The sequence below is a fragment of the Desulfarculaceae bacterium genome (assembly GCA_020444545.1).
In the GTDB taxonomy this organism is placed as follows: Bacteria; Desulfobacterota; Desulfarculia; order Desulfarculales; family Desulfarculaceae; genus Desulfoferula.
In genome coordinates this window covers 557063-582907 of the sequence record JAHLKT010000002.1, presented here as the reverse complement: position 1 = coordinate 582907, position 25845 = coordinate 557063, and the positions used below count along the sequence as shown (strand labels likewise).

The following is a 25845-nucleotide window of genomic DNA, read 5'->3' as shown; positions in this document are numbered from 1 at the left end:
CCCTTTGCAGAATAACGCAAGCCAAATAAAAAAGGCCTGCCTGGCCCTAGTGCTTCTGGGCCTCGATCCACTCCTGGAAGCCGCCGACCAGGCTCCAGAACTCGGCCACGGCCTTTTCGCCGGCCGGGGTCAGCCAGGCCCCGCCGCCGCCCTTGCCTCCGGCCTGCTTGTCCACCAAGGGCTCGGGCGCCAGGGTGTTCATGCTCTCCACCAGTTGCCAGGCGTGGGAAAAGCTCATGCCCATGGACTTGGCTGCCGCGGAGACCGAGCCCTTGTCCTTGATGCGCTCCAGGAGCACCACCCGGCCCCAGGAGAGGTAGGTCTGCCCGTCGCGCTCCAGCCACAGGCGGCCCTTGAGCTGCTGGCCCTGCTTGGCCTGGCCCACGGCCATGGCGTTGTTTTCCTGCTTGCGCTTGGTCTTGGGCATGGGCCCCTTTCCGTTGAGGTAGTATTCCTACCCTTGATACCAACTCGGTTGGCTGATTGGCAAGCCCGCCGCATGATTCCCGCCCCAGTCGCGGCCGTCCGCCGCCCACAAGCCGGGTCAGCTACGCTTGCCTTTGCTTTTCATGACGTCTTTGACCATCTTGCCGAAGGATTTGTCCTTTTGCCGCTTTTCAAAATAGGACATCTGGTTGTGAGACGATTCCCGGACCATCTTCATGTAGTTCTCATAGCGCTTCACGGACAAACTTTCATCGCGCAGCGCTTCCAGGACGGCGCAGCCCTTTTCCGTGGTGTGGGTGCAATCCCGGTAGCGGCAGGTCTCGGCCAACTCTTGGATTTCCCGAAAGGTCTCGCTCAGGCCCTCGTCCACCGAAAGCCCCCCCACCTCGCGCATGCCCGGAGTGTCGATAAGCACCGCCCCGCTGGGAAGGCGCATCAGATAGCGCCGGCTGGTGGTGTGACGCCCTCTTTCGTCCTTGATCCTCACATCTCGCGTGGCGAAACCCCCCTCACCCAGCATGTTGTTCAATAAGGTGGTCTTGCCCACGCCCGAGGAGCCCAGCAGGCAATAGGTGGTCCCGGCCTTCATCAGCCCCAAGACCTCGTCCAGGCCCTGTCCGGTCAGGTTGCTGAAGGCCATGATCCGGGCATCCGAGGCGTGGGCCCGTATCTCCTCCGTCTTGGCGGCCACCTCTTCGGGCGAGAACAGGTCGCTCTTGCTCAACAGGACCACGGGCCTCACCCCGCCCTGGTTGGCCATGACCAGATAGCGCTCCAGCCGGTTGGGGTTGAAGTCCCGGCCCAGGGCCTGCACCACGAAGGCCACGTCCACGTTGGCCGCGATCAGCTGAAAATCCACCTTCTTGCCCGAGGTCTTGCGGGCCAGGCTGGTCTTGCGGGGCATGATCTGGTGGACCACGGCAAAGGAGTCGTCATCCAACAGCTGCACATAGACCCAGTCCCCCACGCAGGGGTAGTCCAGGGAGGAATCCGCCGCCCAGAGCATCTTTCCGGTAAGCTGGGCCTGCACCTCCTTGGTGCCGGTGTTGACCAGGCAGGAGTCCTTGTCCACCGCCGCCACGCGGGCCAGCGAAAAGCCCCCGGCCAGCCCGGGGTCGAGCCTTTCCCGGAACCAGGGCCCCAAGCCCAGCGCCTCCAGCGCACCCTCAAGTTCATGCATGATGCGATACCTTGCCCGGGGCCACGGGGGCTGGGGCTTAAGCTTTTTGCTTTTTCAGTTCCTGGCCGCAGCCCAGGCCCTGCTTGCGCCCCACCTCGAAACACTGGTTGCAGGAAATGCAGGTGGCCTGGGTCTCCCCGGCCTTCCAGCGGTTGGCCAGGTCGGGCTGGCGGATGAAGGGCCGGCTCATAGCCACGGCGTCGATCTGGTCCAGGGCCGCCTCCACCCGCGCCTTGGAGCGCCAGCCGCCCACACAGATCACCGGGCAGGAGACCACGTTTTTCACCGCCACCGCGTTGTCCAGGAAATAGCCTTCCTGCTCCGCCTTCTTTACCACCCGCGAGGGCGAGAGCTTGCCCGAGGCCGGGGTGCCGCCGCTCACCTCGATGGCGTCTATGCCCCGGTCGCTCAGACCCTTGGCCACCACCAGGGCGTCTTCCAGGGTCAGGCCGCCCTCCAGCGCGTCGGTGGTGTTTAGCTTTATGAACACCGGGTAGTTGGGGCCCACCGCCCGGCGCACCTGGTCCAGCACCTGGTAGGCGAAGCGGGCCCGGTTGGCCAGGCTGCCGCCGTAGTCGTCCTCGCGCTGGTTGGTGATGGGGCTCAAGAACTGGTTGATCAAATAGCCGTGGGCCCCGTGCAGCTCCACCGCGTCGAAACCGGCCGCCTTTACCCGCGCCGCCGCCCGGGCGAAGTCGTCGACGATGTCCTCGATGCGGTCCCGGCTCATGCCCTTGACCTGCTGCTCATAGGCCGGGTTGAAGTAGTCCGAGGGACCCACCGGCTGGAGGCCGTTCATCCATTCGGACTTGGTCTGGCCGCCCGCGTGCACGATCTGCATGGCCACCAGGCCGCCTGACTTGTGCACCGCGTCGCTGACGCGGGTAAGGGGGCCCACCAAGGCGTCGATGTGCACCCCGCTCTGGCGCATCAGGCCCACCCCGTCGGGCGAGACATAGGCGTAGCCGGTGATGATCAGCCCGGTGCCGCCCTCGGCCAGGGCGGCGGTGGCCAGGATCAGCTCGTGGGTGGGCTCTCCGTCCGGGCCGGCCAGGCCCTCCCAGGTGGCGCTGCGCACCAGACGGTTGGGGATGGTGAGGTCCTTGATCTGCCAGGGAGTGAAGATGTCGGCCATGATTTTCTCTCTATGGTTATGAGGCCCGCTCTAGCGGCCCGCCCAGACCAAGGGCAGGCCGTAGGCCAGCATGGTTATGAGGAAGGCGAGGCTCAGGAGCAGCGACACGGGGTGAACCATGCGGAAAAAGCGCTGCTGCAAGGCCAGGCGAAACAGCCAGAAGGCGGTGAACACGGCCAATAGCTTGCGCCCCAAGGGGGTGCCCAAGAGCTCCGGCCCAAAGGCCAGGGACAAGTAGGCCGCCACCGCGAAGTAGAAGGTGAGACACAGGTTGATGATCTGCATGATGCCCCGGTTCACCGGGTCCAGGGGCTCCAGGGCCTTGGCCCACTTGAACACGCGGGGAAACAGCAGATGGAACACCGCCCAGCCTATGTGCAGCACCCCGCCGGCGTAGACGAAATACAGCGCCTTGTTCATGGGGCTACAGCTCCAGCTTCTCGTCGATCATGCGCGAAACGATCCACTGGGCCCCGTGCTCCACGTGGTGGCGGGCCAGCTTGGCCGCCCGGGCGCCTTGGCCCGCCTTGATCGCCTCCAGGATCTCGCGGTGGTCCTCGGTGGACCAAAGGCCGGCCTCCATGTTGGAGATAATGGCCCGGGAGATGCGCTCCACGATCTCCTGCAACTCGCCCAAGAGGCGCAGCAGCAGCGGCGAGCCCGCCGCCTGGTAGAGCAGCACGTGGAACTGGCTGTTCATCTCCAAGAGGTCGGTCTCGTTTTGCTCGGCCAGGGCCCTTTCAAAGCCCACCACGTTTTCCTCGAGCTGCTCGATGGTGCCCGGCGGGGCCTGGCTGGAGGCCAGCTCGGCGCAGTAGCCTTCCAGCACCGAGCGCACCCCCAAGGCGTCGCGCACCTCCTCCGGGGCCAGGGGACGCACCTGATAGCCGCCCCGGGGGCGTTTGGTGAGCACACCCTCCTGTTCCAGGCGGTGCAGGGCCTCGCGCACCGGGGTGCGGCTGATGCCCAGCTCGCGGGCCAGGTTCTCCTCCACCAGGCGGTGGCCGGGCTTGAACTCGCCCCGCACCACCTGCTGTTTCAGATGCAGGGTAACCTCCTGCCCCAGGGAGCGCCGCCGCTTGAAAGTGCTCTTGCCGTCCTTGCTCACCTTGCCCGACTCCCCGGCGGCCTTGGCCAAGCCGCCCGCTGTCTTGTATCTCGTATACAACGAAATTAGCGCGGCGCCATCCGGGTGTCAACCCTTGGCGCGGGATAGCGGCTCAGCCTAATATTCTGCCTGTTTTTATATTGATTTGTGGGATGTTAACTTTTTTTATTAATGTCAAATATTATCTTTTATTGATTACCCATTGTTATTTATTATTTTATCCTCAGCTTCCCTGGCCAGGCTGCCCACGGTGGTCTCCCACAGGACTCCTTCTCGCCACAGCTCCACTTCGGCGGGGTCTTCGGCCAGCTCGGCCAGGGCCTCGGCCGCCCCATGCCCCTGCCCCAGGTTGCCCAAGGCCCAGGCGGCTGTCCCCCGCACGGCCGCCGAGTCGCTGCCCAACAGGGACATCAGGCTCTCCCCGGCCCCGCGCTCCCCGGCTAGGCCGGGATGAGCCGAAGCCAGGCGCCCCACTCCCCACACCGCCCCGGCCAACAGCGGCTCCCAATCCAAAAAATTGTGCCCCTCGGGTTGGATGTAGGAGATCAGCAGGTTGGCGTACTCCTGGGCCAGGGTGCGCGAGTTGGCCAGAATCTCGCCTAGGGCCTCGGCCACTCCCCAGGGCGAGGCCCCGCACTCTTCGTTGAGGCACCAAAGAAGGCGGCGCAGGAACTCCCGCGCCGCCTCCAGGTTCTCTGTGGGCAGCCCAGCGATCACCGCGCCCAGGGCCGTGACCGCCCGCCACTTTGTCTCTGCCTTGCCCGCGGCCAATGCGGCCTGCAAGTGCTTGAGCGCCCGCTCGGGAGGCAGCTTTTTAATCTCATCCAAGGCCGCGGCAAAATCCGGCTGCTCCAAAAGGCGGCGCACCTGCCGCCGGGAGCTGGCCGCCGGGGCCATCGTAGCTCCGCTAATCCCCGCAGTAGATGGCGCGGCAGGAGGCGGGCAGATTCTGCTCGACCACCATGCGCCCGATCTTCGTGCCCAACTCGCGGCAGGGCTTGAGGGTATCGTGGTTGGGCACCCAGTTCACCCTGACCGGGTCGCCCACCAGCTCCAGCTTCATGGCCTCCAGCTCGGCGGCGATGAGCTTGGACGCCTCGCCGCTCCAGCCGTAGGAGCCGAAGGTGCCGCAAATCTTGCCCGTGGGCTTGAGGCCCTTCATGTAGTGCAGCAGGTCGGCCATGTTGGGCATCATGCCGTTGTTCAGGGTGGCCGAGCCGAAGACCAGCGCGTTGGCATCCAGCACCTCGGTCATGACCTCGGAGCGGTGCACCTTTTCCAGGTTGAGAAGCTGCACCGACAGCCCCTGGTCCAGCAGGCCGTCGTAGACCGCCTTGGCCATCATCTCGGTGCTGTGCCACATGGTGCTGTAGATGACCAGGGCCTTGGCCGTGGTCTTCTGCTGGCTCCAGGTGTCATACGCCTTGAGGATCTGGCCCGGGTTGCCGCGCCAGATAAGGCCGTGGTCCGGGGCGATCATGTCGATCTCCAGGCCCATCTCGCCCACGGACTTGATGAGCTTCTGGATCAGCGGCGAGTACAGCAACAGGATGTTGGCGTAGTACTTGGCCGCCTGGCGCATCAACTCCTCGTTGTCCACCTCATCGTCGAAGCGCTCGCTGGTAGCCCAATGCTGGCCAAAGCCGTCATTGGAGATCAGGAGCTTCTCCTCGGGGATGTAGGAGAACATGCTGTCCGGCCAGTGGACCATGCGCGTCTCCAAAAAGTGGATGTTGCGCGCCCCCAGGCTAAGGGTGTCGCCCGTGCCCACCGCTTCCACCGGCCAGTTGTCGATCTTGTAGTGGGCGGCCATGGATTTGGCCCCCATCTTGGACGTGTAGATCTTGGAGGGCTTGACCGCCTCCACCACCTGGGGCAAGGAGCTGGAATGATCCATCTCCAGGTGGTTGACCACCAGGTAGTCGATCTCCTGGGGGTCCATGAGGTTGTGGATGCGGTGCATCAGGTCCATGTAGAAGGGCTTCTTCACGGTGTCGAAGAGAGCGACCTTCTCGTCCTTGGCCAAATAGGCGTTGTAGCTGGAGCCCTTGTAGGTGGAATAGCCGTGGAAGTCACGGATGTCCCAGTCCACCGCGCCCACCCAATAAATGTCTTTTTTGATCTCAACCGGTTTCATGACAGCATCCGCTCACTGAGTTAGACACGCCTAATGGCGAAAAGCAAAACAAGGGCCGGACCACGGGCGGCCCGGCCCCTGGTCGGGAACTAGTCCTCGGGGGAGAACTGGTCCTTGGAGGCGCCGCAGACCGGGCAGGTCCAGTCGTCGGGCAGGTCCTCAAAGGCGGTGCCGGGGGCCACGCCGCTGTCGGGATCGCCGGCCTCGGGGTCGTAAACGTATCCGCAAACGCCGCACACGTACTTTTTCATGTGGTATCTCCTAAATCTCTAGATTAGGCGCTGGCTTTCCAGTGACCGTGGAGGTTGCAATACTCTCGGGCGGTGACCCCGGAGGCGTCCACCAGGAAGGTGGCCTCCGGCGCCTGGCCGGGGTTCAAAAACTCCATGTAGGCCTTGTCTCCGGCGACCAGCTCGATCCACTGGATCCAGTGCTTTTCTTCCATGGGATGGGGCACGCTGCCCACCGTCACCTTGTAGCCGCCGTCGATCTTCTCGATCACCGGCACGTGCTTTTCCTGGGCCGCGTCGGTGGTGTTCTCGCTCTGCAGCTTCATGGGCTCGCCACAGCAGACCAGCTCGCCGCCGCCGACCTTGATCAACTCAACTATATTGCCACACACGTCGCATTTGTAAACCTGAAGCCTGTCGGCCATGATTCGCCTCCTTGGGCAAAGAAGATTGGTTTCAGTTTTTCACGCTTTTTATATGGTAAGCGACTGCTACCAATTTTCGCAAATGAGCGCGAAGTGGGCCTGGGGATGGGCGCAGGCCGGGCACTCAAGAAGAGCCTCTTCACCTTCGTGCACGTAGCCGCAGTTCATGCAGCGCCACACCACCGGGCCGGGGCGCTTGAACACCAGGCCCTGCTCGATGTTGCCGGCCAGGGCCAGGTAGCGCTTCTCGTGGAACTTCTCGGCCACGGCGATGGACTCCAACACTCCGGCGATCTTGCCAAAGCCTTCTTCCAAAGCCACTTTGGCGAACCCGGGGTACATTTCGGTCCACTCGTAGTTTTCGCCGGCCGCCGAGGCCTTGAGGTTGTCCAGAGTGGGGGCGATGATTCCGGCGGGGAAAGCTGCGCTGATCTCCACCTCGCCGCCCTCCAGCAGTTTGAACAGGCGCTTGGCGTGTTCCTTCTCCTGGTTGGCCGTCTCGGTGAACACCTCGGACATCTGACGGTAGCCTTCTTTCATGGCCACCGAGGCGAAATAGGTGTAGCGGTTGCGGGCCTGAGACTCGCCGGCAAAGGCGGTCAACAAATTCTTCTCGGTCTGGCTGCCTTTCAGGCTGGCCATGCTGTCACCTCCAAAAAGGGGAACGTGAACGTGAGAATCGCCGCGCGGCGTCGCCTAGCCTTTGAGGGCCTTCTTGCCGGCGGCGGTGATGCTGTACTTGCAGCGGACCGGGCTTTCCACCAGGCCCTCTTTCTTCAGGGCGCTCATGGTGCCGGAAACCTGCTTGCTCTCCAAGCCGGCGCTCTCGGCCACCTGCTTGTTGCTCATGGGCTCCTTGGCCCCGGACAGCGCTTTCAATACTTTCTTGTCGTCAACGGACGCCATGAGTGTCGCTCCAAATTTTCATAAGCCGGATTTAGTGGCTGGGGCCCCGGCCCTGGCAGGCCTCGCAACGCCCCACGAACTCCAGACGATGGCCCAGCACCTCGAAGCCCGATTCCTGGGCCAGGCGCTCTTCCACATCGGACAGCAGGTCCATCTCCACGTCGAACACCCGGCCGCACTCCAGGCAGCGCAGGTGGTAGTGGTTCATGGTGTTGCCGTCGAAGCGCATCTCCTGGCCGGCCACGTCCAGTTTCTGGATCATGCCCGCCCGGGAAAGGATGTCCAGGTTGCGATACACCGTGCCCAGGCTGATACGGGGCAAACGGCGGCGCACCATCTGGCAAAGCTCCCCAGCGGTGGGGTGACTCTTGACGCTCTGGAGCTCCTCCATGATGACCTGCCTCTGGGTGGTCATGCGGAGTTTTCCTGGCGTTTCCATTGTGGCTCTCCTTGATAATGATTCCTACAACCCATTCTAGCAATCAGCAAAGGGTTGTCAAGCCCAACCGCTTGGAATGAGGCAGAGAGTGAAACGCCCCGGACGGGCGCTTCAGCGGCAGTCTTAGTCAAAAATTTGACCATTTGCCCCGGCAAATGTCAAGGCGCGCCCGGCAATTCCGGCTTATTTGGGGGGCTGTTTGGTATTTCAGAGCCGCGCCAGGGCCTGGGCGTAGGCGTCATAGGCCGCTTGGCTGAACAAAACGAAGCGCACCCGCTGGAAAGAGCCGGGATTGGCCTCGATTCCCTCCTTGACCGCCTGGAGGGCCACCTGGGCCGCCTCGGCCAGGGGATAACCGTAGGCCCCGGTGGACAGGCTGGGGAAGGCTACGCTTTTCAGCTTGTACTCGGCGGCGAGCTTCAGGGAGCTCCGGTAGGCCCTGGCCAGCAGACGGGGGTCCTCGGGGCGGCCCTGGTAAATGGGCCCCACGGTGTGGATCACCTTCTTGGCTTTTAGCTTGCCCGCGGTGGTGATCACCGCCTCGCCGGTGGGGCAGTGCCCGATGGCCCGGCCCTCTGCCATGATCTCCGGGCCCCCCGCCTGGTGGATGGCCCCGTCCACGCCCCCGCCCCCGGCCAAGGCGCTGTTGGCCGCGTTTACCATGGCCTCCTCGTCGGCCTGGGTAAGGTCCCCCTGGCTCAGGATCAGCCGGGTCTCACCGATCATCTTTTCAACCGCCATGGTTCACCTGCCCATCAGTTCCTTGGGAAAAAAGAAATACATGCGCCCTGGGTTCTTCATGCGCCCTGCCAGGGCCCCGGCTTGGGGCCCGGAGCCGAAGAACAGGTCCAGCCGCCCCGGCCCCCGGATGGCCCCACCCGTGTCCTGGTTGAACACGAAGCGCGAGAAGCGGCGCTCCCCTCCCCTCTCGGCGGGCATGGTGCCGTCAATGAAGCCCAGGGCCAGGCCCGGGAAGAGCCGCCGGTCCGTGGCGATGCTGCGCCCGGCGGTCAGGGGCTGCTCGAAGCAGCCCAGCGGCCCGCCGGTGGGCGGCAGGGGCCGGAAAAACACATACGAGGGGTTGTGGGTGAGCACCTTGCGCCGCTGCTCGGGGTGGGCCTCCAGATAGGCCTTGATTTCCTGCATGGACATGGAGCCGGGCTCCATGAGCTTTTCCTTGAGCATCATGCGCCCGATGGAGCGGTAGGGCTGGCCGTTACTGGCCGCGTAGCCCACCCGGAGGCGGGAGCCGTCGCCGAACGCCAGCTGGCCCGATCCCTGGATGTGCAAAAAGAACACCTCCACCGGGTCGCCCACGTAGCCCAGCACCTCGGCCTTGCCCTCCAGGACCTGCTTGAAGTCAATGGCCTCGCGATCCGGGTAGGGCCGCACCTTGTGCCCGCTCACCTGCCCCACCAGGCGCTTCTTGGGCAGCTCCGGGTTGAACAGGCTGAGGTCGATCCACACCAGGTCCTCGGGCAGGGCGTAGATGGGATAAACGAAGCTGCCCTGCTCCATCTTGCGGGCGGTGAGCACCGGCTCGTAATAGCCGGTCATAAGCACCTCGCCCTCGCCGTCGCGGCCCACGGCCTCCAGCAGGGCGTACTTGCCGCGCAAAAACTCGCTGCGCTTCACCGGGTCGGGCTCGCGGTAGAGCAGGTCCTTAAGCTCCTCCAGCATGGCCGCCATCTGGGCGGCGGTCATGTGGTAGGGCCCGAAGCTGAAACGCTTGTTTGGCTTGACCCGGCGCAGATAGCCCAGGGAGGACTCGGCCGCCGCGAAGAAGCTCTTGGCCTCCAGGTCGTCCAGCAATAAGGGCCAGTCGGCCTCGGCCACCAGGCGCAGGGAGTTGACGGCCGTGGGCTTGGGCGGCGGGCCCGGCTTGCCGCAGGCGCTCAGCAGGGCCAGGACGCTCAGAAGCAGCGCCAGCCAGAGAATTTGGCGATGGTAAGTGGCGGGTTTTTTCATGTCAGCATGGTAACCCCGGCCGGGGTTGGGCATCAAGCGGCCGGCAGATACAGGGCCACGCCCTGCCCCTTGCCCGCGCCCGCGCTCCGCGCGATGGCGTCGCATTTGGCCAGGAACAACAACAGCAGGTGCCAGGGAGCCGCGCCGCGTTCCAGCATGCCCCCGGCCACGGCCAGGGTCTCGTAGTGCCCCATGCCTTTGGCGATGACCAGGTCCGCCTCGTCCAGCAGGTCTTCCAAACGCGGCGGCATTGCATGCGGGTCCAGTCCCACCGCGGCCGGGCTCCAGGCCAGCACCTCGCCCAGGCCGTGAGCCTGGTTGGCCGCGGCCAGGTCGGCCAGGGTCAGGTCGTTCTGGGCCGGGCCGCTTTTCACCACATAGGACACCGCGCAGCCCCGGTTCTCCAAATGCTCCACCAGCAGACGGTCGAAGGACTGCTCCCCGCAGTTGTCGGCCAGGATCACCACCGAGGCGCCGGGGCGCAGATGCATCTCCGCCCGGGCCAGGTCGTCGCGCCCCAGCTCCAGGCCCCCGCCCTCTTCCCACAGCCGGCTGGTATCGGCCAGGAAGAAATGGTCGATGGCGTTGCCCAGGATGGCCACCCGGGCGCGGGCCGAAAAGGTGTCTGGCTGGTCGCCCAGCTTGGCCGCCGCTTCCTGGGCCGCCGCGAAGTCAGCCGCCTTTTTCTGGGTGAAGGGATCGTCCACCCCGGAGCGCTCCCGGGCCAGGGCAAAGAAACCGCTGGCCACCTGGGCCGGGGCCAGTCCCCTCTCCAGGGCGTCTTGGGTGTAGGCCGCGATCTCGGCGCGCAGGGCCTCTTCGGCCACGGGCTCCAGGTTGGAGCCGGTAATGGTGGCCTCGATGAGCCCCTGCAGGCAGGCGGCGCATTGTTCCCCTGGGATCAAAGACTGGGACATGAACGATTCTGCCTAACTATCAAATGATGTGGGGCATGGCCCGCCCGCGCGGACAGGCCATGCCCCGTTTGCTTGCTAAATGGCCCGCATCACATAGAACACGTTGCTGTACCAATCCTGATACCGGCGATACAGCTCCATCTCATGACGGGACCGCTGCATAACCAGCTCCAGGGCCGGGTCATTGCCCCCCTGCTTGCTCAGCTCGTCGATGCGGGCCGACAGGGGGCCGAAGTAATTATCCCACCAGGCCGAGGGGGCCTGGATGAAGTGATCCACCACCTCATAGCCGGCGGAGCGGATCACCTCCAGGTCATCCTGGATCTGGCCGATCTCCGGGTACATCTGGTCCCAAAACTGGGCTATCTCCCGGGGCGGGTTGGGCCGCAGCCAGGAGCACTCGCTCACCACCACATAGCCGCCTGGAGCCAGCCAGGGCCGCCACATGCGCAGCCCCTTGGCGAATCCCAGGATAAATATGGCCCCTTCGCACCAGATCAGGTCCCAACTGGCCGGGGCAAACTCCAGTTGCTGCATGTCTCCATGCACGGCCCGCACCAGCCCGGCCAGGCCCCGCTGCTCGGCGTCCGCCTCCAGCTGGTCCAGAAAGGGGCGGTAAAAATCCACCGCCATTACCGACACGCCCAGCTCCTCGGCCAAAACCAAGGTCTGCTTGCCCGGCCCGCAGCCTATGTCCAGGACCCGTGGCGAGGTTGGAAGGTCCTCCAGCCTGCTCAGGGCCCGCCTGGTGTAGTCGTCGCTACCCGGCCCGCCCCGGGGCAGGCCTTGGTGCATGGCGCAAAGCGCTTCTATTATCTCCTCTGGCTTAATCTCTCTGTCTTGCATTGTCCTTGTTTCCGTGGGGGTTCAGTTGCTAGGGGCCGGGGTTATCGAACGCCGGCCCTGCCTGAACTAGTCTTTTCCCCAGGGCACAAGAACCCAAATGCGATGGCACAAACTAATGCGCAAAAAACCCTCCGAGTTAATTCCGTGATGCCGTTGCATCCTTGACCTGATCCATGATCTTGAACGTGCTCAGCACAGTCACGAAAATCATGGTGAACACCCAAATTAAGGTCATACTCCCATATATGTCCGCGGTCCACCATTGCTGATGGTCCATGGAGGTGACTGTCTTGTTGGGCCGGGTCAGGGCCAAAAAGGGCAGCTCCAGCAAGATGGTTCCGTACATGAATCCCGGCAGCAGCCAAAAGGAGCGTTGGCCAAACAAATCATGGCGCGACGGCGTATTCTTGCCCCGCATGTACCAGGCGAACAACTGGAAAATCGTGTAAACGCACAGGAACCAACCAGCGTAATTGGTCAGGGGAATACCAAAGTAAGGCCCGCCCTGCTCCCAAATCCATTGCTTGGCGATGGTCGCCTTGACCGGGTCCAGGCAGACGTCCCACAGCACCATGACAAAGCTGGCCACCAGGGGCGCGAAGAACAGGTTCTTGCCCTGCAAGGGGCTCTGGTAGTTGCCCAGCAATACCTGGGCCAGGGTCCAGGCCAGATAGCCCACCGCCGCGTAGGCCCCCATGATGAACACCGGCACGTGCCAGAGCTTGGGGCCCAGCACGGCGGTGTAATAGTAATGGCCAAAGGGGAAGCCGGTTATGATGCTGCAATTTTCATAGAGCCAGCTCACCACAAAGGCGATGGCCAGGAACACCGCGAAGTTCTTGCCGCCATAGAGGGCTATGCCGTGCAACAGGGCAAAGCCCACCAGCAGGGCCAGGAACAAAAACGGCCCCAGCTTGACCACGAGCTCCGCCTGGCTGCCGCCCGTGAGGCAGCGCAACAGGATGAAAGCCGCCAGGATCAGCCATCCCGCAATGATCAGACCGCTTGACTTTTTCGCGGTGCTTGTCATGTCTCCCCTCCTCTTTGGCGTTCCCCGTCTCACAGCCCCAGCTTGTCACGGATGGCCCGCCAGGACCAGTCCACCGGGATGCGCAAACGCTCGCCGCCCTTGCGCTCATAGAGCAGATAGCCCTCGCGCTGGCCGAAAAGGAACAAATCGCGGGTCAGCTCCACGTCGGCCTGGCAATAGGCGGTCAGCTCCTCCATGCGCCCTTCGTTCCACCACTCCACCGCTTGCAAGCCGTCCGCCGTCTTGGCCGCGCCCAGGGTGGCCCCGGCCAGGGCGTCCAGGCTCAGGCGATGCCCCAGGGCCTCCTGCACCTCCAGGAGCAGGTCCAGATTGGGCAGGCGGCGCAGATCCTCGCCGGTGTAGCCCGAGAGCACCCCGTAGTCGAAGCGCATCTGGTTGAACCCGATGACCAGCTCCAACTCGTTTAGACGCTTGATGAGCTGGGGCACCTGCTTTTCCTGGTACGCGATGCACTCGCCGGCTTCGGAGTCGTAGAGCACCCCCACGCTGACGCGCATGAGGTGGGTGTTGCCCCAGCCCCCCACCTGGGCGGCCAGCTTCTGGGTCTCCAGGTCGAACACCCCGAAGCTCAGCGGCGCGTCGCGGCCCTGGTCCTTGGGCGGGGTGATCATGGGCCGGGCCTCGGGCTCCACCTCCACCTGCACAAGCTCCTCCTGGCCCAGCAGCAGGCGGGTCAGGTGCAAGGAGCCCGCCTTGTCCAGGGGCTTGTTGCCCGAGCCGCACTTGGGGCTGAACACACAGGCCGGGCAGCCGTCCTCGCAGGCGCAGTGGTCCAACAGCTCCACCACCCGCTCCAGAAGCTCCTCGATGATGTCAAAGCCCTTTTCGGCCAGGCCCACCCCTCCGGGCACCCCGTCGTAGATGAACACCGCCGCCTTGCCGGTCTGGGGGTGCAGGGGGATGGAGATGCCCCCGATGTCGTCGCGGTCGCACAGGGCGAACAGGGGGAACATGCTGATGGCCGCGTGCTCCAGGGCGTGGATGGAGCCCATGAAGTGGCGGCCCGCCTTTTCCAGGGCCGCGCGCAACAGGTCCTCGATGTCGATCCACAGGCCGTGGGTCTCAAAGGTCAGCTCGGGCAGGTCCAGGGGATAGACCCCCATGAGGTCCCCGCCCGAGAGCCGCCGCCGTTCGTACCCGGTCACCTGCTCGGTAACCTTGAGCCGCCCCTGGTGCACCAGGAAGTTGGCCACGGGCCGGCGGCCGGTCTCTTCCAGAATCTCGGTCTCTTTTTCGCTGCGCGCGTGGGTGTAGTAGTCGACCCTGACCGGAGCCACCCGCACCTTCTTGTGCTCCAGGTCCAGCTCCTTGACCTGATAGGTGCGCCCCCGGTGCAAGTAGATGGCTCCGGGATAGCCCTCCTTGTACACCCGCACCCCATCAAAGGAGCCCACCACCTTGCCCTGGTGGTCCAGGATGGCCAGAGACTCGCCCGCGCCGCGCAGGTCCACCTCGCGCTGGGGCCGCTTGCGCGGGGTGAAATAGCGTGTCCCCTCCGCGTCCAGCAACAGTTGCCCGTCCTGGCTGGCCCGGGCCAGGGCCTCGGGGTGCTCGCTGGGGTGGAAAAACTCGTCGTCCGCGGCCAGAGGCTCCTCGGCAGCCGCGCAGATCAGGTGCTTGCTGAGTATCTGGGGGTTGGCCGTGTCCAGCACCGCCGATTCCACCGGCCGGGCGAAGAACTCGGCCGGGTGGGAGATGAGCCACTGGTCCAGGGCGTCGGGCTTGGCCACCAGCACCACCGCGCTGTCGCGCCCGGCCCGCCCCACCCGGCCGCCCCGCTGCCAGGTGTTTATCTGCGAGCCGGGATAGCCCACCAACACACACAAATCCAGGCCGCCGATGTCGATGCCCATCTCCAGGGCGCTGGTGGTGATCACCCCGGCCAGACGGCCCGCAGAAAGGTCATGCTCGATCTGCCGCCGCTCCTCGGGAAGGAACCCGGCCCGGTAGCCTGCCACCAGGTCCTTGAGCTCGGGATGCGCCCGGGTGACCCAGGTGTGGATCAACTCGGTATGGATGCGGCTCTTGGTGAAGCAGATGGTGGCCAGGCCCCGCTTTACCGCCGTGGCCACCAGATGGCTGGCCGTGGTGGAGGCGGCCCCGCCGGGGTTCACCAAGGCAAATAAGCGCCCGGCCGCCGGCGCGCCGCAGAAGTCCACCACCTGGTCCGGCGCGAACTCCCGGCCGGTTAGGGCAGCCGCGTGCTCGCCGGGGTTGGCGATGGTGGCCGAAGAGAGCACGAAGCCCGGGCGGCTGCCCCGCTTGGCGGCCAGGCGCAGCAGCCGCCGCAACACCGCCGAGACGTGGCTGCCGAACACCCCGCGATAGGCGTGCACCTCGTCGATGACGATGTAGCGGAGCCGCGCGAGGAAATTGTCCCAGGCCGAGGGGAAGGCGCACACCGCCTGGTGCAGCATGTCCGGGTTGGAAATCAGGATGGGCGGCGGCTTTTGCCGGAGCTTGCGGCGCTGACCGTCCGGGGTGTCGCCGTCGTAGATGGCAGCCACCGGCCCCAGGCCCGCGCTAAGGGCCAGGTGGTTGATCGCGGCCATCTGGTCCTGCTCCAGGGCCTTCAAAGGGAACAGGAACAGGGCGGTGCCGTCCGGATCAGCGACCAGACGCTCCAGCACCGGCAGGGTATAGACCAGGCTCTTGCCCGAGGCGGTGGGGGTGGCCACCACCACGTCGCGGCCCGCGCGCACCAGGTTCAGCGCGGCTGCCTGGTGGGAGTAGAGCTGCGTTATGCCCTGGGCGGCCAAGGCCCCGGCCAGGCCCTCGGGCAGGGGCGGGTCGATACTCGCGTAATGGGCCGGGCGGGGAGGTATCTCCTCCACGTGCACCACCTCGCCGGCCAGGTGGGTGCTCCGACCCAGGGACGCCACGTATTTTTGCAGCTTGCCGCCCATGAGCCCAGGTGTACCATGTAGCGCAACAAGTGTCTAGGTGCGGCCATCGGGCCCATGGCCAGGGCCTCAAAAGGGCCTTGTGTCCTTGACAGAACCCGTGTGGTTTGCTATCAAAGCTAGTTAAGTTACTCATGAAGCGGCAAGGCGAAAAGCATGGCTGCAAACCAAGGTCCCGGCAACCTTGAGCCGGGGCAAATAGGTGGATGGGCCTCCACACCCCTCGCGGTGAGTGGGGGTTTTTTTTGGGCTGATTCAGGGCCGCATGGCCCGCACAGGGAGGTCAAGTGAGCCTGTCGCGCCGCAACCTGCTGGGCCTGGAAGGGGTCTCGGCCGAAGAGATCACCACCATTCTGGATACCGCCGAGTCTCTAAAAGAAATTAGTTACCGGCCCATCCGCAAGGTGCCCACCCTGCGCGGCAAGACCATCGTGCATTTCTTTTACGAGGCCTCCACCCGCACCCGAACCTCCTTCGAGTTGGCCGCCAAGCGCCTGAGCGGGGACACGGTGAGCCTCTCGGCCTCCACCAGCAGCCTGACCAAGGGCGAGACCCTCATCGACACGGCCAAGAACCTTCTGGCCATGAGCCCGGACTGCATCGTGATGCGCCATTCCCAGTCCGGCGCGCCCCATTTGCTGGCCAAGCACATACCCATATCCATCATCAACGCCGGGGACGGGGCCCACGAGCACCCCTCCCAGGGCCTGCTGGACATGCTGACCATTCGCCAGGCCAAGGGCCATCTGGATGGCCTCAAGGTCTCCATCATCGGCGACATCACCCACTCCCGGGTGGCCCGCTCGGACCTCATCGGCCTGACCACCATGGGCAGCGAGGTGACTTTCTACGGACCGCGCACTCTCATTCCCCCGGCGGCGGACACCCTGGGAGCCAAGGTGGCCACCTGCATGGAAGAGGCGGTGGAGGACGCGGACGTGATCATCATGCTCAGGGTGCAGCAGGAGCGCCTCACCGACGTGCTCTTCCCCACCCTGCGCGAGTACGCCCAGCGCTTCGGGTTGGGCATGAAGCAGATGCGCGCCGCCAAGAAAGACGTGGTGGTGATGCATCCCGGGCCCATCAACCGGGGGGTGGAGATGTCCCCCGAAGTGGCCGACGGCCCCTGGTCGCTGATCCTGGATCAGGTGGCCAACGGCGTGGCGGTGCGCATGGCCCTTCTCTACCTCTTGATCGGACCGGAGGCCGCATGAGCGCCCCACGCCCCATATTGCTCAAGGGCGGCCGGCTGCTCTGCCCGGCCAGCGGACTGGATAAAAAAGGCGACCTGCTCCTGGCCAAGGGCCGGGTGGAAGCCGTGGGCAGCAAGATCGACCCGCCCAAGAGCGCCAAGGTCATCGACTGCTCCGGCAAGGTGGTGGCCCCGGGGTTCATCGACCTGCACGTGCATCTGCGCGAACCTGGCCAGGAGTACAAGGAGACCATCGCCAGCGGAACCGCCGCGGCGGCGGCCGGCGGCTTCACCGCCGTGTGCTGCATGCCCAACACCGACCCGGTGAACGACAGCGCGGCGGTGACCGAGCAGATCCTGGAGCGGGCGGCCAAGGCGGGCAGCGCGCGGGTCTACCCGGTGGGGGCCATCACCCCGGGCCTGGCGGGCAAGGCGCTCACTCAGATGGCCGAGCTAAAGGACGCGGGCTGCGTGGCGGTGAGCGACGACGGCCACCCGGTGAGCGACAGCCGCCTCCTGCGCCGAGCCATGGAGTACGCCTCGGGCTTCGACATCCCGGTGGTGTGCCACAGCGAGGAGAAGAGCCTCTCGGCCGGCGGAGCCATGCACGAGGGCCCCACCTCCACCCGCCTGGGCCTGCCGGGCATCCCGGCCCAGGCCGAGGTGATCGCGGTGGAGCGCGACCTGGCCCTGGCCGGGCTCACCGGAGCGCGGGTGCACATCTGCCATATCTCCTGCGCGGGCAGCGTGGAGGCCTTGCGCCGGGCCAAGGAAGCGGGCTGGGCGGTGAGCGGCGAGACCGCGCCGCATTATCTGGCCCTGTGCGACGAGGACGTGGGCGAGTACGACACTCACCGCAAAATGAACCCGCCCCTGCGCTCGGCCGCGGACCGCGAGGCGGTGCGCCGGGGCCTAGCCGAGGGCATCATCGACGCGGTGGCCACGGACCACGCCCCCCACTCGGTCCTGGAAAAAGAACTGGAGTTCGGGCTGGCCGCCTTCGGGGTCACCGGCCTGGAGACCGCCCTGGGCATCATCCTGGAGCTGGTGAACGAAGGCCTTATGTCCCTGAGCCAGGCCATCGAGCGCCTCACCGCCTCCCCGGCCCGCATCCTGGGACTGCCTGGCGGCAGCCTGGCCAAAGGCGGCCCGGCAGACGTGTGCGTGTTCGATCCAGCCGCGCCCTGGGTGGTGGAGCCGGAAGCCATGCTATCGATGTCCAAGAACACCGCCTTTGCCGGCCGCACCCTGCCCGGCCGCGCGGTCTTGACCATCCGCGGCGGCAAGGTGACCCACCAAGCCAAGGAGTAGTCATGAGCGCCTATCGCAAGCTGGTCAGCTCCGAGGCCATCGCCCTGTTGGCCGCCCTGTGCATAGTGGCCATCTTCGTGGGCTCCCACTACCAGCGGCGCATGGACAACCAGGACGACAAGGCCCTGAAGGTGGCGCAACAGATCTATCAGCTCCTGAGCAAGGCCCCGGCCGCAACCCCGGCCTCGGCCCAGCCCAACCAGGCCGCCACGCAAACCAGCCAGGTCACGCCCACTGCGGGCCCGGCCCAGATCACCTTGCTCAAGCTAAAGGCCCTAGGGCTGAGCGACCCCGCTCCGGTGCAGGTCAAGCTATTGGACGCCAGCCCCACTGCCTGGAAGATCGAGGTGGAGCACCCTCTGGGCGTCAAGCGCTACCTGGTCACCCCCAGGGGGGTCACGCAAGAGGTGCGCTGATCGCCGCCTGATTCGCCATGCCCAAGCGCCAATCCCAAAAAGAGGACAACCTGGTTCGAATGCTGCGTTACGCCCTGGGCGTGGCCCCGGCCGAGTTCGGCCTGTATCCCCTGGAGGACGGCTGGGTGCCGGTGAAGGAGCTCCTGGCCGCCCTGCACCAGGAAGAGGGCTGGCGGCACCTGCGTGGCAGCATGATCGAGGACGCGGCCAACCGGGTGGACCCGGAGCTGGTTGAGTGCGACGGCAAGCTGGTGCGGGTGACCCAGCGGGACTACCCCGGGCCCGACTACGGGGCCACGCCTCCGGCGCACCTGTATTTGGGCGCGCGGCGCAAGGCCTGGCCCGCCCTGCACCGCCGGGGCCTGGAGGCCGGGCACGACGGACGGCCCTGGCTCCTGGCCACAACCAAGGAAGCTGCCCTCAAGCTGGGCCAGCGCCGGGACTCCGAGCCTGTGCTGGTCACGGTGCAGGCCCACCAGGCAAGCGACCAGGGGGCCATGTTCCCGGCCTGGGGCGAGTACTTTTTGTGCGACTGGGCCCCGGCAAGCGCGCTCATGGGCCCGCCCATTGACGAACAAACCCGGCCCGCCAAAAAGCCCAAGCCCAAGGCCAAGCCGCCCGAAAGCCCGTCCATGCCTTCAGCCGACTCTCCGCCCGGCTCCTTCACCCTCATGCCAGAGGAAACCGAAAAGCCCTACAAGCGCAAAGGCATCAAAAAGGACATCGCCTGGAAGCGTGAGCGCCGCAAGGACCGCCGAAGCAAATAGCCCCCCGGCTTTCGGTTACTTTTCCGCCTCAGCTCTGAGAATCACCTTTATTCCCTAGACAACTCCGGCCTTTGCCTTTAGGCTTTTCAATAGAACTATGTATTTCGCATGGCTTATCCCAATGCTTAACCCTCAGGTGGAGACACCCGTATGCCCAAAGAGCAAAAGGCCGGATGCGCCCGGCCCACCGGGGGAGTGGTGGGGGATCAACCCTCTCCCCAGGAAAAAACTAGTCAAACCCCCGCCGCGGAGGTGCGTCCCATGGTGCGCGTAGGAACCAAGGCCCCCGACTTTACCGCCCCCTGCTTCTATGAAGGCAAGTTCGCCTCTGTGCAGCTCAGCGAGTACCTGGGCAAATGGGTGGTGCTCTGCTTCTACCCCGGCGACTTCACCTTTGTCTGAGCCACCGAGATCTCGGCGGTCGCCGAGAAGTATCCGGAGTTTCAGAAGCTGGGCGTGGAGGTGCTCTCCATGAGCGTGGACTCCATGTTCGTGCACAAGATGTGGGTGGATCACGAGCTATCCAAGATGGTGGAGAGCGGCATCCCCTTCCCCATGATGAGCGACGGCGGCGGCAAGGTGGGCGAAGTCTACGGCGTGTACGACCCCCAGGCCGGAGTGGACGTGCGAGGCCGCTTCATCATCGACCCGGACGGCGTGGTGCAGGCCATGGAGATGCTCACCCCGCCGGTGGGGCGCAATGTGGCCGAGACCCTGCGCCAGATCCAGGCCTTCCAGCTGGTGCGCGAGAGCCAGGGAGCCCAGGCCACGCCCAGCGGCTGGCGGCCGGGCAAAAAGGTGCTCACCCCGGGCGAGGACCTGGTGGGCAAGGTGTGGCAGGAGTGGAAGGTGGAGGACGCCTTCAACTAAGCCGCGACTAAATCTAAATCAGAGGGGCGCTTCGGGTCTTACCCGAGGCGCCCCGCCGCGCATTGACTGGTTCGGCAGAGCCTCCCATACTTTGTAAGTAGGCAATGGAGGCCCCCCGCACATGACCAAACCCGTCCGCTTCTTATTCTTGCTGCTCATTATCCCGGTCCTGCTGGCCGCGCCCGCCACCGGCCTGGCCAAGGTGCGCGAGTATCATCTGACTATCGCCCAGGGTAAGGTTAACCTCACCGGCCAGCCGGCCGCGGCCATGACCGTCAACGGCTCCATCCCCGGCCCCACCCTGCGCTTCGTGGAAGGCGACACGGCCCGCATCCAGGTGACCAACAAGATGGACGTGGACACCTCCATCCACTGGCACGGCCTCCTGGTGCCGCCGGGCATGGACGGGGTGCCGGACATCAGCTTCCCGCCCATCGCGCCGGGGGCCACCTTCACCTACGAGTTCCCCATCCGCCAGAGCGGCACTTACTGGTACCACTCCCACACCCGCTTGCAGGAGCAGAGCGGGGTTTACGGCTCCATTGTCATCAAGCCCAAGGATTACAAGTCACCGGCCGACCGCGAGCTGGTGCTGGTGCTCTCGGACTGGACCAACGACTCGCCGGGCTACGTTATGCAGGCCCTCAAGCGGGGCAGCGAATTTTTCTCGGTGCAAAAGGGCTCGGCCCAGAGCCTTATCGGCGCGGCCCGGCTGAGCCGTTTGGGCGACTACACCATGCGCGAGATGGTGCGCATGCCGCCCATGGACATCGCGGACGTGGCCTACGACCGCTTCTTGATCAACGGCAAACCCATGCAGAAGATCGACGCCCAGCCGGGCCAAAGCTTCCGGTTGCGGGTAATCAACGGCTCGGCCTCCACGTTTTTCTACGTGGAGTTCGCGGGCGGGCCCCTGACCATCCTCTCGGCCGATGGCCAGGAGGTGGAGCCCATCAAGGAAAAGCGCCTTTTGATCGGCGTGGCCGAAACCTACGACCTGCTCGTCAAGTTGCCTGGCAAAGGCTCCTACGAGTTCCGGGCCACGGCCCAGGACGGATCTTCCTGGGCGGCGCTGTGGCTGGGCAAGGGAGCACCCCACCCCGCTCCGGCCATCCCCCGGCCGGACCTGTACCTCATGCACGGCACGCCCTCCTTGGGCCGCATCCTGGCCCTGACCCCGGCGGGCTCCATGGGCATGCCCGACAGCGCGGTGGCTGCGGGCAAGTTCGACAAGCCCGGCATGGCGGGCATGGGCCAAATGAATATGGACCATGGCAACATGAAGGACATGGCCATGGGCCAAAGCCAGGACAAGGCCATGGACATGGGCGGGCACGGCGGCATGAAGATGCCCGCTCCGGCCATGGCGCAGGGCAAGGCCATGGAAGCCATGGGCCCGAGCCCTCCGCCCAGCGGCAAGCGCTGGTCCTATGACTTAGCGCCCCTGGCCGGCGACGTGAGCGCCTCGCCTTCCCTGGCTAAAGACGGCGGCCCGGAGCGCCCCTGGCCGCCCTATGCCAAGCTACGCGCCAAGCACTCCACCGCCCTGGCCAAGGGCAAGCCGGTGCGCGACATCCGCCTGACCCTGGACGGCGACATGGAGCGCTACGTGTGGCTACTCAACAACAAGCCTCTGTCGGCCAGCGACGTGATCCGCATCAAAAAGGGCGAAACGGTGCGCTTCATCATGATCAACCGCACCATGATGCACCACCCCATGCATTTGCACGGGCATTTCTTCAGGGTGATCAACGGCCAGGGGGAGCGCGCCCCGCTCAAGCACACCGTGGACGTGGCCCCCATGAGCACCACGGTGATCGAGTTCAAGGCCGACGAGTTCGGCGACTGGTTCTTCCATTGCCATTTGCTCTATCACATGAAGGCGGGCATGGCCCGGCTGGTGCACTACCAGGGCTTCGTGCCCCCCGCCGCAGTGCAGGCGGTGCGGCCCAGGCTCTACACCGAGTCTTGGTACCCCATGGTGGAGGGCAGCATCTTAAGCAACATGAGCGAGGGCAAGGCGCAGCTCGCCTCCACCCGCAACGTCATCGGGGTGGAATGGGAGGTGGGCTGGCAGCGGCGCAGCAAAGCCGAGTGGGAGGCTATCCCCACCTGGGCCTATCATGTTAACCGCTTCTTCTCGGCCTTCGCGGGTGCGCACCTGGAGGGCGAGTCCGGCACCCTGGACAAGACCCGGGGCATCGTGGGCATCAACTACCTCTTGCCCTACAACCTGCACTCCATGTTCTGGATGGACACGGACCTGGGTGGGCGCGTCGAGCTGGCCCGGGTGTGGGACCTCACCCCGCGTCTGGCGCTTTTCGGAACTTGGCGCTACGATACCCATGACTTCTGGGAGGCCGAGGCCGGGCTAAGCTACATGATCAACAGCCACCTGTCCGTGGTGGGGCAGTGGCACTCGGAATACGGCTGGGGCGCGGGCCTGGGCTTCAGCTTCTAGAGCGACGACAAGGAGAGGGATCGTTGGCGGCTGATAACAACTGGGACAACCTGCTGTCCGAGGCCCGGCGCAACCGGGCCGAGCGTGAGCGCTCCTACCGCGAGAAGGCGCTCAAGATGTTCCCCCACGTGTGCGGGCGCTGCGGCCGCGAGTTCAGCGGCAAGCGGCTCAGCGAGCTGACCGTGCACCATAAGGACAGCGACCACGACAACAACCCGCCCGACGGCAGCAACTGGGAGCTGTTGTGCATTTACTGCCACGACAACGAGCATCAGCGCGACCAGGTGGCCCAGTCCTATGAACAGGACGCGCCGCAAAAGGCCTCGGACGGCGGCACCACCCACCAGCCCTTCGCGGCCCTGGGGGACTTGCTTAAAAAGAAGAGCTGATAACGGCTGGCGGCCGAAGCCGGCTCAGGCCTTTATGGCCACCAGGGAGAGGCCCAACTTCTCTTCCAGGCTCTGCAATTGGCTGAGCACGGCGGCATCCAGGGCCGCTGGGGTCAGGTCCTGGCAGGAAAAGGCCAGCACCGTTACGCCGGCCTGCTTTTCCAGCTCCTGGATGCTGGTCAGATTGCCTTGGTCCAGATTGGCGAGACTGCAAAGCATGGGATCCTCCCTATCGGCACTGTGAATAACAAAGCAACCTATCTACATTTTTTACCTTTCAAAGGCGCCAAATAAAGCCAAAAGTTTCCCCCCTGGCGAAATTTCCCTGCCGCCCCCCTGCGGCGCACGTGGCTGGAAAACAAGCCGAACAACATCGGCAGGGCAGTTGTTAATGGATAAGAGATAGGGCGGCGCAGGCCGTTAGGCTGGCCTTTAAGCAGGCAAGACGGTCACGCTGGGCGGCGGGTGGCGGCGAGGTAGCGGACTGCAATTCCGTTATTCGGCGGAGCAAGCAAACAGCAGTAGCCCCCCATTTTTCCCAACCTATTTTTTTCTCTTCCCCTACCCCGCTTCCACCAGGCCCAACCGCCGGCCCCAGCGCCGCACCGCCTCTTTTTTCACCGCAACCAGCTTTTTGCTCCGCAGCTCCGGATCGTCTTTCAGCCAGCCCGCGATGATCTCCCTGAGGCTCGGCACCAACTCGGCGTCCACCTCCCAGCGGGCCACCCGGAAAGGCGGCAGGCCGGATTGCTTCTCGCCCAGGGCCTCGCCCGGGCCGCGCAAGTACAGGTCCGCCTCGGCGATCTCGGCCCCGTTGGTGGTCGAGGTGAGCACAGCCAAGCGCCGCGCGGCCAAGTCGCCGGGGTTGGGTCCGGCCACCAGCAGGCAGGCGCCGGGCTTGGCTCCCCGCCCCACCCGGCCGCGCAGCTGGTGCAGCTGACTCAGGCCGAAGCGCTCGGCCCCCAGGACGATCATCAGGGTGGCGGCGGGAACGTCCACCCCCACCTCCACCACGGTGGTGGCCACCAGCACCCGACTCTCACCGGCGCGGAAGCGGGCCAGGGCGGCCTGCTGGGCCTCGCCCTCCATGCGCCCGTGCAGCAGCTCCACCCGGTGATCCGGGAAGTAGGCCTCCAAGCGCCGGGCCGTGGCCACTGCGTCTTGGGCCTCGATCTTGTCCGAGGCCTCCACCAAGGGGCAGATCACATAAGCCTGCTCCCCGCGCTTCAACACCCGGGCCAGCTCGTCCACCGCGGCCTTGCGGTGCTCGAACTCCACGGCGCGGGTAGCCACCTTGGCCGGGCCGGTGGGCTTCTCGGGCAGATCGCTCAGGTCCAGATGTCCGGCCAGGGCCAGGGCCAGGGTGCGGGGGATGGGCGTGGCCGAGAGCACCAGCAGATGGGGCCGCGCGCCCTTGGCCGCCAGGGCCAAACGCTGGTGCACCCCGAAGCGGTGCTGCTCGTCGATGATGGCCAGGCCAAGATTTTGGAAAGCCACCTTGGCCGAGAACAGGGCATGGGTGCCCACCAAAACCTGGGCGCCCCCGGCGGCGGCCTCGCGGATAGCCGCGCCGTTGTTGCCATTGGCCCCGCCCACGGCCAGGGCGATGCTGATGCCCAGCGGCTCCAGATAGCTTTGTAGGGTGGCCAGATGCTGCCGGGCCAGCACCTCGGTGGGGGCCATGATGGCGGCCTGGGCTCCGGCCTCCACGGCCAGGCAGATGGCGGCGGCGGCCACCACCGTCTTGCCGGTGCCCACGTCCCCGGCCAAGAGGCGGCCCATGGGATGCCCCTGGGCCATGTCCTGCCGGATGGCGTCCACGGCCTCTTTCTGGCCCGGGGTAAGAGCGAAGGGCAGGCTTTTGAGCAAGGCGGCCAGGAGCTTGCCCGGCGCTTGCAGGGGCGCGGCCGTCGCGGCTTCGCGGGTGCGGCGCTTGAGGGCCAGGCCCAGCTCGAAGTAGATCAGCTCATTAACGGCCAGAGCCCTGCGCCAAGGGGCAATCGCCGGGTCCAGGTCCTGGGGCTCCGCGTCCTTGGGCGGCTGGTGGGCCCGGGCCAAGGCCTCCCCGGCGGCAAAGGGATACAACTCTTTGGGCAGCAGCCCGGCCAAGGGGTCGGGGATGTCTCCCGTGGCCCGGTTGATCAGCTCGGCCATGGAGCGGCGCAAGGTGGCCGGGGCCACGCCCTCCACCTCGGGGTACATGGGCACCACCCGCCCCACCGAGGGATGATCCGGCCCCACCTCCTCGGCCCGGTAAAGCTCCGGGTGCACCAGCTGTAAACCGCCCTTGGGGGCTTGGCTCACCTCGCCCACCACGAACAGCTCCGCGCCCTCGGCGTAGCCTTCCAGATGAGCCCGCTTGAAGCGGAACCACAGGCAGGTGATGCGGCCGGTAGCATCTTCCATAACCATGCGGTAGAGCTTGCCCTTGTGCCCCCACAGGGCCGAGGCGGCCACCCTGCCCCGCACCACGGCCAGGTCGCCTTCCTTCAGCTCGGCGATGGGCGTGGGAGTGCGGCGGTCCTGGTAGCGGGCGGGCAAAAAGAACAGGGCGTCGCCCCAGCTTTGCAGGCCCCGCGCGGCCAGACGGCGGGCGGTCACCGGCCCCACCCCAGGCAGGGCGGTCAGAGAGGTGGCCAACAAGGGCAGATCAAAAGGCGTCACCGAGGCTTGCAAGGGGCTCTCCAGGGAAAATTGCTCCCCCCATTTCTGCCCGCCCCGGCGGCCCGCGTCAAGCCCGTGGCTTC

General features: G+C 65.4%; 28 protein-coding genes. 8 read left to right on the top strand and 20 right to left on the bottom strand.

Annotated elements, in window-relative coordinates:
* Positions 1-46: 46 nt before the first annotated feature.
* From KQH53_07160 to KQH53_07075, 18 genes are all read right to left on the bottom strand, one after another.
* Positions 47-427, bottom strand: a complete 381-nt coding sequence (locus tag KQH53_07160; GenBank protein MCB2226442.1) for a LysR family transcriptional regulator — start codon at positions 425-427, stop codon at positions 47-49.
* Between the two features lie 117 nt (positions 428-544).
* Positions 545-1627: a ribosome small subunit-dependent GTPase A gene (gene rsgA / locus KQH53_07155; protein MCB2226441.1), complete on the bottom strand. Its 1083-nt coding sequence runs from the start codon at positions 1625-1627 to the stop codon at positions 545-547.
* A gap of 37 nt (positions 1628-1664) precedes the next feature.
* On the bottom strand, positions 1665-2762 hold the full coding sequence (locus KQH53_07150; protein MCB2226440.1) for an NADH:flavin oxidoreductase: 1098 nt from the start codon (positions 2760-2762) through the stop codon (positions 1665-1667).
* Positions 2763-2792: 30 nt separating this feature from the next.
* Complete coding sequence (locus tag KQH53_07145) at positions 2793-3182, bottom strand: hypothetical protein (protein MCB2226439.1); 390 nt, start codon at positions 3180-3182, stop codon at positions 2793-2795.
* A gap of 4 nt (positions 3183-3186) precedes the next feature.
* Positions 3187-3900, bottom strand: coding sequence for a GntR family transcriptional regulator (locus tag KQH53_07140; protein MCB2226438.1), 714 nt, complete (start codon positions 3898-3900; stop codon positions 3187-3189).
* Between the two features lie 165 nt (positions 3901-4065).
* Complete coding sequence (locus KQH53_07135; GenBank protein MCB2226437.1) at positions 4066-4767, bottom strand: HEAT repeat domain-containing protein; 702 nt, start codon at positions 4765-4767, stop codon at positions 4066-4068.
* A gap of 10 nt (positions 4768-4777) precedes the next feature.
* Positions 4778-6007, bottom strand: a complete 1230-nt coding sequence (locus tag KQH53_07130; protein ID MCB2226436.1) for a flavodoxin domain-containing protein — start codon at positions 6005-6007, stop codon at positions 4778-4780.
* An 89-nt stretch (positions 6008-6096) separates the two neighbouring features.
* A complete protein-coding gene (locus tag KQH53_07125; protein MCB2226435.1) occupies positions 6097-6258 on the bottom strand; it encodes a rubredoxin in 162 nt (53 codons plus the stop codon).
* A 23-nt stretch (positions 6259-6281) separates the two neighbouring features.
* Positions 6282-6662 carry a desulfoferrodoxin gene (locus tag KQH53_07120; protein ID MCB2226434.1) on the bottom strand — a complete coding sequence of 127 codons (381 nt, stop codon included), beginning with the start codon at positions 6660-6662 and terminating at the stop codon, positions 6282-6284.
* 66 nt (positions 6663-6728) lie between these two features.
* Positions 6729-7304: a rubrerythrin family protein gene (locus KQH53_07115; protein MCB2226433.1), complete on the bottom strand. Its 576-nt coding sequence runs from the start codon at positions 7302-7304 to the stop codon at positions 6729-6731.
* Between the two features lie 54 nt (positions 7305-7358).
* Positions 7359-7568 carry a helix-turn-helix domain-containing protein gene (locus KQH53_07110; GenBank protein MCB2226432.1) on the bottom strand — a complete coding sequence of 70 codons (210 nt, stop codon included), beginning with the start codon at positions 7566-7568 and terminating at the stop codon, positions 7359-7361.
* Positions 7569-7599: 31 nt separating this feature from the next.
* On the bottom strand, positions 7600-8007 hold the full coding sequence (locus KQH53_07105; protein ID MCB2226431.1) for a transcriptional repressor: 408 nt from the start codon (positions 8005-8007) through the stop codon (positions 7600-7602).
* Positions 8008-8214: 207 nt separating this feature from the next.
* On the bottom strand, positions 8215-8748 hold the full coding sequence (locus KQH53_07100; protein ID MCB2226430.1) for an O-acetyl-ADP-ribose deacetylase: 534 nt from the start codon (positions 8746-8748) through the stop codon (positions 8215-8217).
* Between the two features lie 3 nt (positions 8749-8751).
* Complete coding sequence (locus tag KQH53_07095) at positions 8752-9975, bottom strand: MltA domain-containing protein (GenBank protein ID MCB2226429.1); 1224 nt, start codon at positions 9973-9975, stop codon at positions 8752-8754.
* A 32-nt stretch (positions 9976-10007) separates the two neighbouring features.
* Complete coding sequence (locus KQH53_07090) at positions 10008-10892, bottom strand: DUF89 family protein (protein ID MCB2226428.1); 885 nt, start codon at positions 10890-10892, stop codon at positions 10008-10010.
* A gap of 75 nt (positions 10893-10967) precedes the next feature.
* Positions 10968-11738, bottom strand: a complete 771-nt coding sequence (locus KQH53_07085) for a class I SAM-dependent methyltransferase (GenBank protein ID MCB2226427.1) — start codon at positions 11736-11738, stop codon at positions 10968-10970.
* Between the two features lie 136 nt (positions 11739-11874).
* Entirely contained in the window at positions 11875-12768 is an 894-nt protein-coding gene (locus tag KQH53_07080; GenBank protein ID MCB2226426.1) for a carotenoid biosynthesis protein, read from the bottom strand.
* A 29-nt stretch (positions 12769-12797) separates the two neighbouring features.
* On the bottom strand, positions 12798-15695 hold the full coding sequence (locus KQH53_07075) for a DEAD/DEAH box helicase (protein MCB2226425.1): 2898 nt from the start codon (positions 15693-15695) through the stop codon (positions 12798-12800).
* A gap of 284 nt (positions 15696-15979) precedes the next feature.
* Between KQH53_07075 and KQH53_07070 the strand changes: the two genes are divergently transcribed.
* The 8 genes from KQH53_07070 to KQH53_07035 all read left to right on the top strand — a co-directional run bounded on the left by KQH53_07070 (position 15980) and on the right by KQH53_07035 (position 23098).
* Positions 15980-16906, top strand: coding sequence for an aspartate carbamoyltransferase catalytic subunit (locus KQH53_07070; protein MCB2226424.1), 927 nt, complete (start codon positions 15980-15982; stop codon positions 16904-16906).
* Entirely contained in the window at positions 16903-18195 is a 1293-nt protein-coding gene (locus KQH53_07065) for a dihydroorotase (protein ID MCB2226423.1), read from the top strand. The genes KQH53_07070 and KQH53_07065 overlap by 4 nt, the downstream gene beginning before the upstream one ends.
* 2 nt (positions 18196-18197) lie before the next feature.
* On the top strand, positions 18198-18611 hold the full coding sequence (locus KQH53_07060) for a hypothetical protein (protein ID MCB2226422.1): 414 nt from the start codon (positions 18198-18200) through the stop codon (positions 18609-18611).
* Between the two features lie 17 nt (positions 18612-18628).
* On the top strand, positions 18629-19378 hold the full coding sequence (locus KQH53_07055; protein MCB2226421.1) for an RNA 2'-phosphotransferase: 750 nt from the start codon (positions 18629-18631) through the stop codon (positions 19376-19378).
* A gap of 150 nt (positions 19379-19528) precedes the next feature.
* Entirely contained in the window at positions 19529-19780 is a 252-nt protein-coding gene (locus tag KQH53_07050; protein MCB2226420.1) for a redoxin domain-containing protein, read from the top strand.
* Positions 19781-19834: 54 nt separating this feature from the next.
* Entirely contained in the window at positions 19835-20248 is a 414-nt protein-coding gene (locus KQH53_07045; GenBank protein MCB2226419.1) for a redoxin domain-containing protein, read from the top strand.
* Positions 20249-20369: 121 nt separating this feature from the next.
* Positions 20370-22709 carry a multicopper oxidase domain-containing protein gene (locus tag KQH53_07040; GenBank protein MCB2226418.1) on the top strand — a complete coding sequence of 780 codons (2340 nt, stop codon included), beginning with the start codon at positions 20370-20372 and terminating at the stop codon, positions 22707-22709.
* A 53-nt stretch (positions 22710-22762) separates the two neighbouring features.
* Positions 22763-23098, top strand: coding sequence for a YajD family HNH nuclease (locus KQH53_07035; protein MCB2226417.1), 336 nt, complete (start codon positions 22763-22765; stop codon positions 23096-23098).
* Positions 23099-23122: 24 nt separating this feature from the next.
* Here the strand turns inward: KQH53_07035 and KQH53_07030 are convergent, their stop codons facing one another.
* A complete protein-coding gene (locus KQH53_07030; protein ID MCB2226416.1) occupies positions 23123-23317 on the bottom strand; it encodes a hypothetical protein in 195 nt (64 codons plus the stop codon).
* A gap of 342 nt (positions 23318-23659) precedes the next feature.
* Positions 23660-25774, bottom strand: coding sequence for an ATP-dependent DNA helicase RecG (locus tag KQH53_07025; GenBank protein MCB2226415.1), 2115 nt, complete (start codon positions 25772-25774; stop codon positions 23660-23662).
* Between the last annotated feature and the right edge of the window lie 71 nt (positions 25775-25845).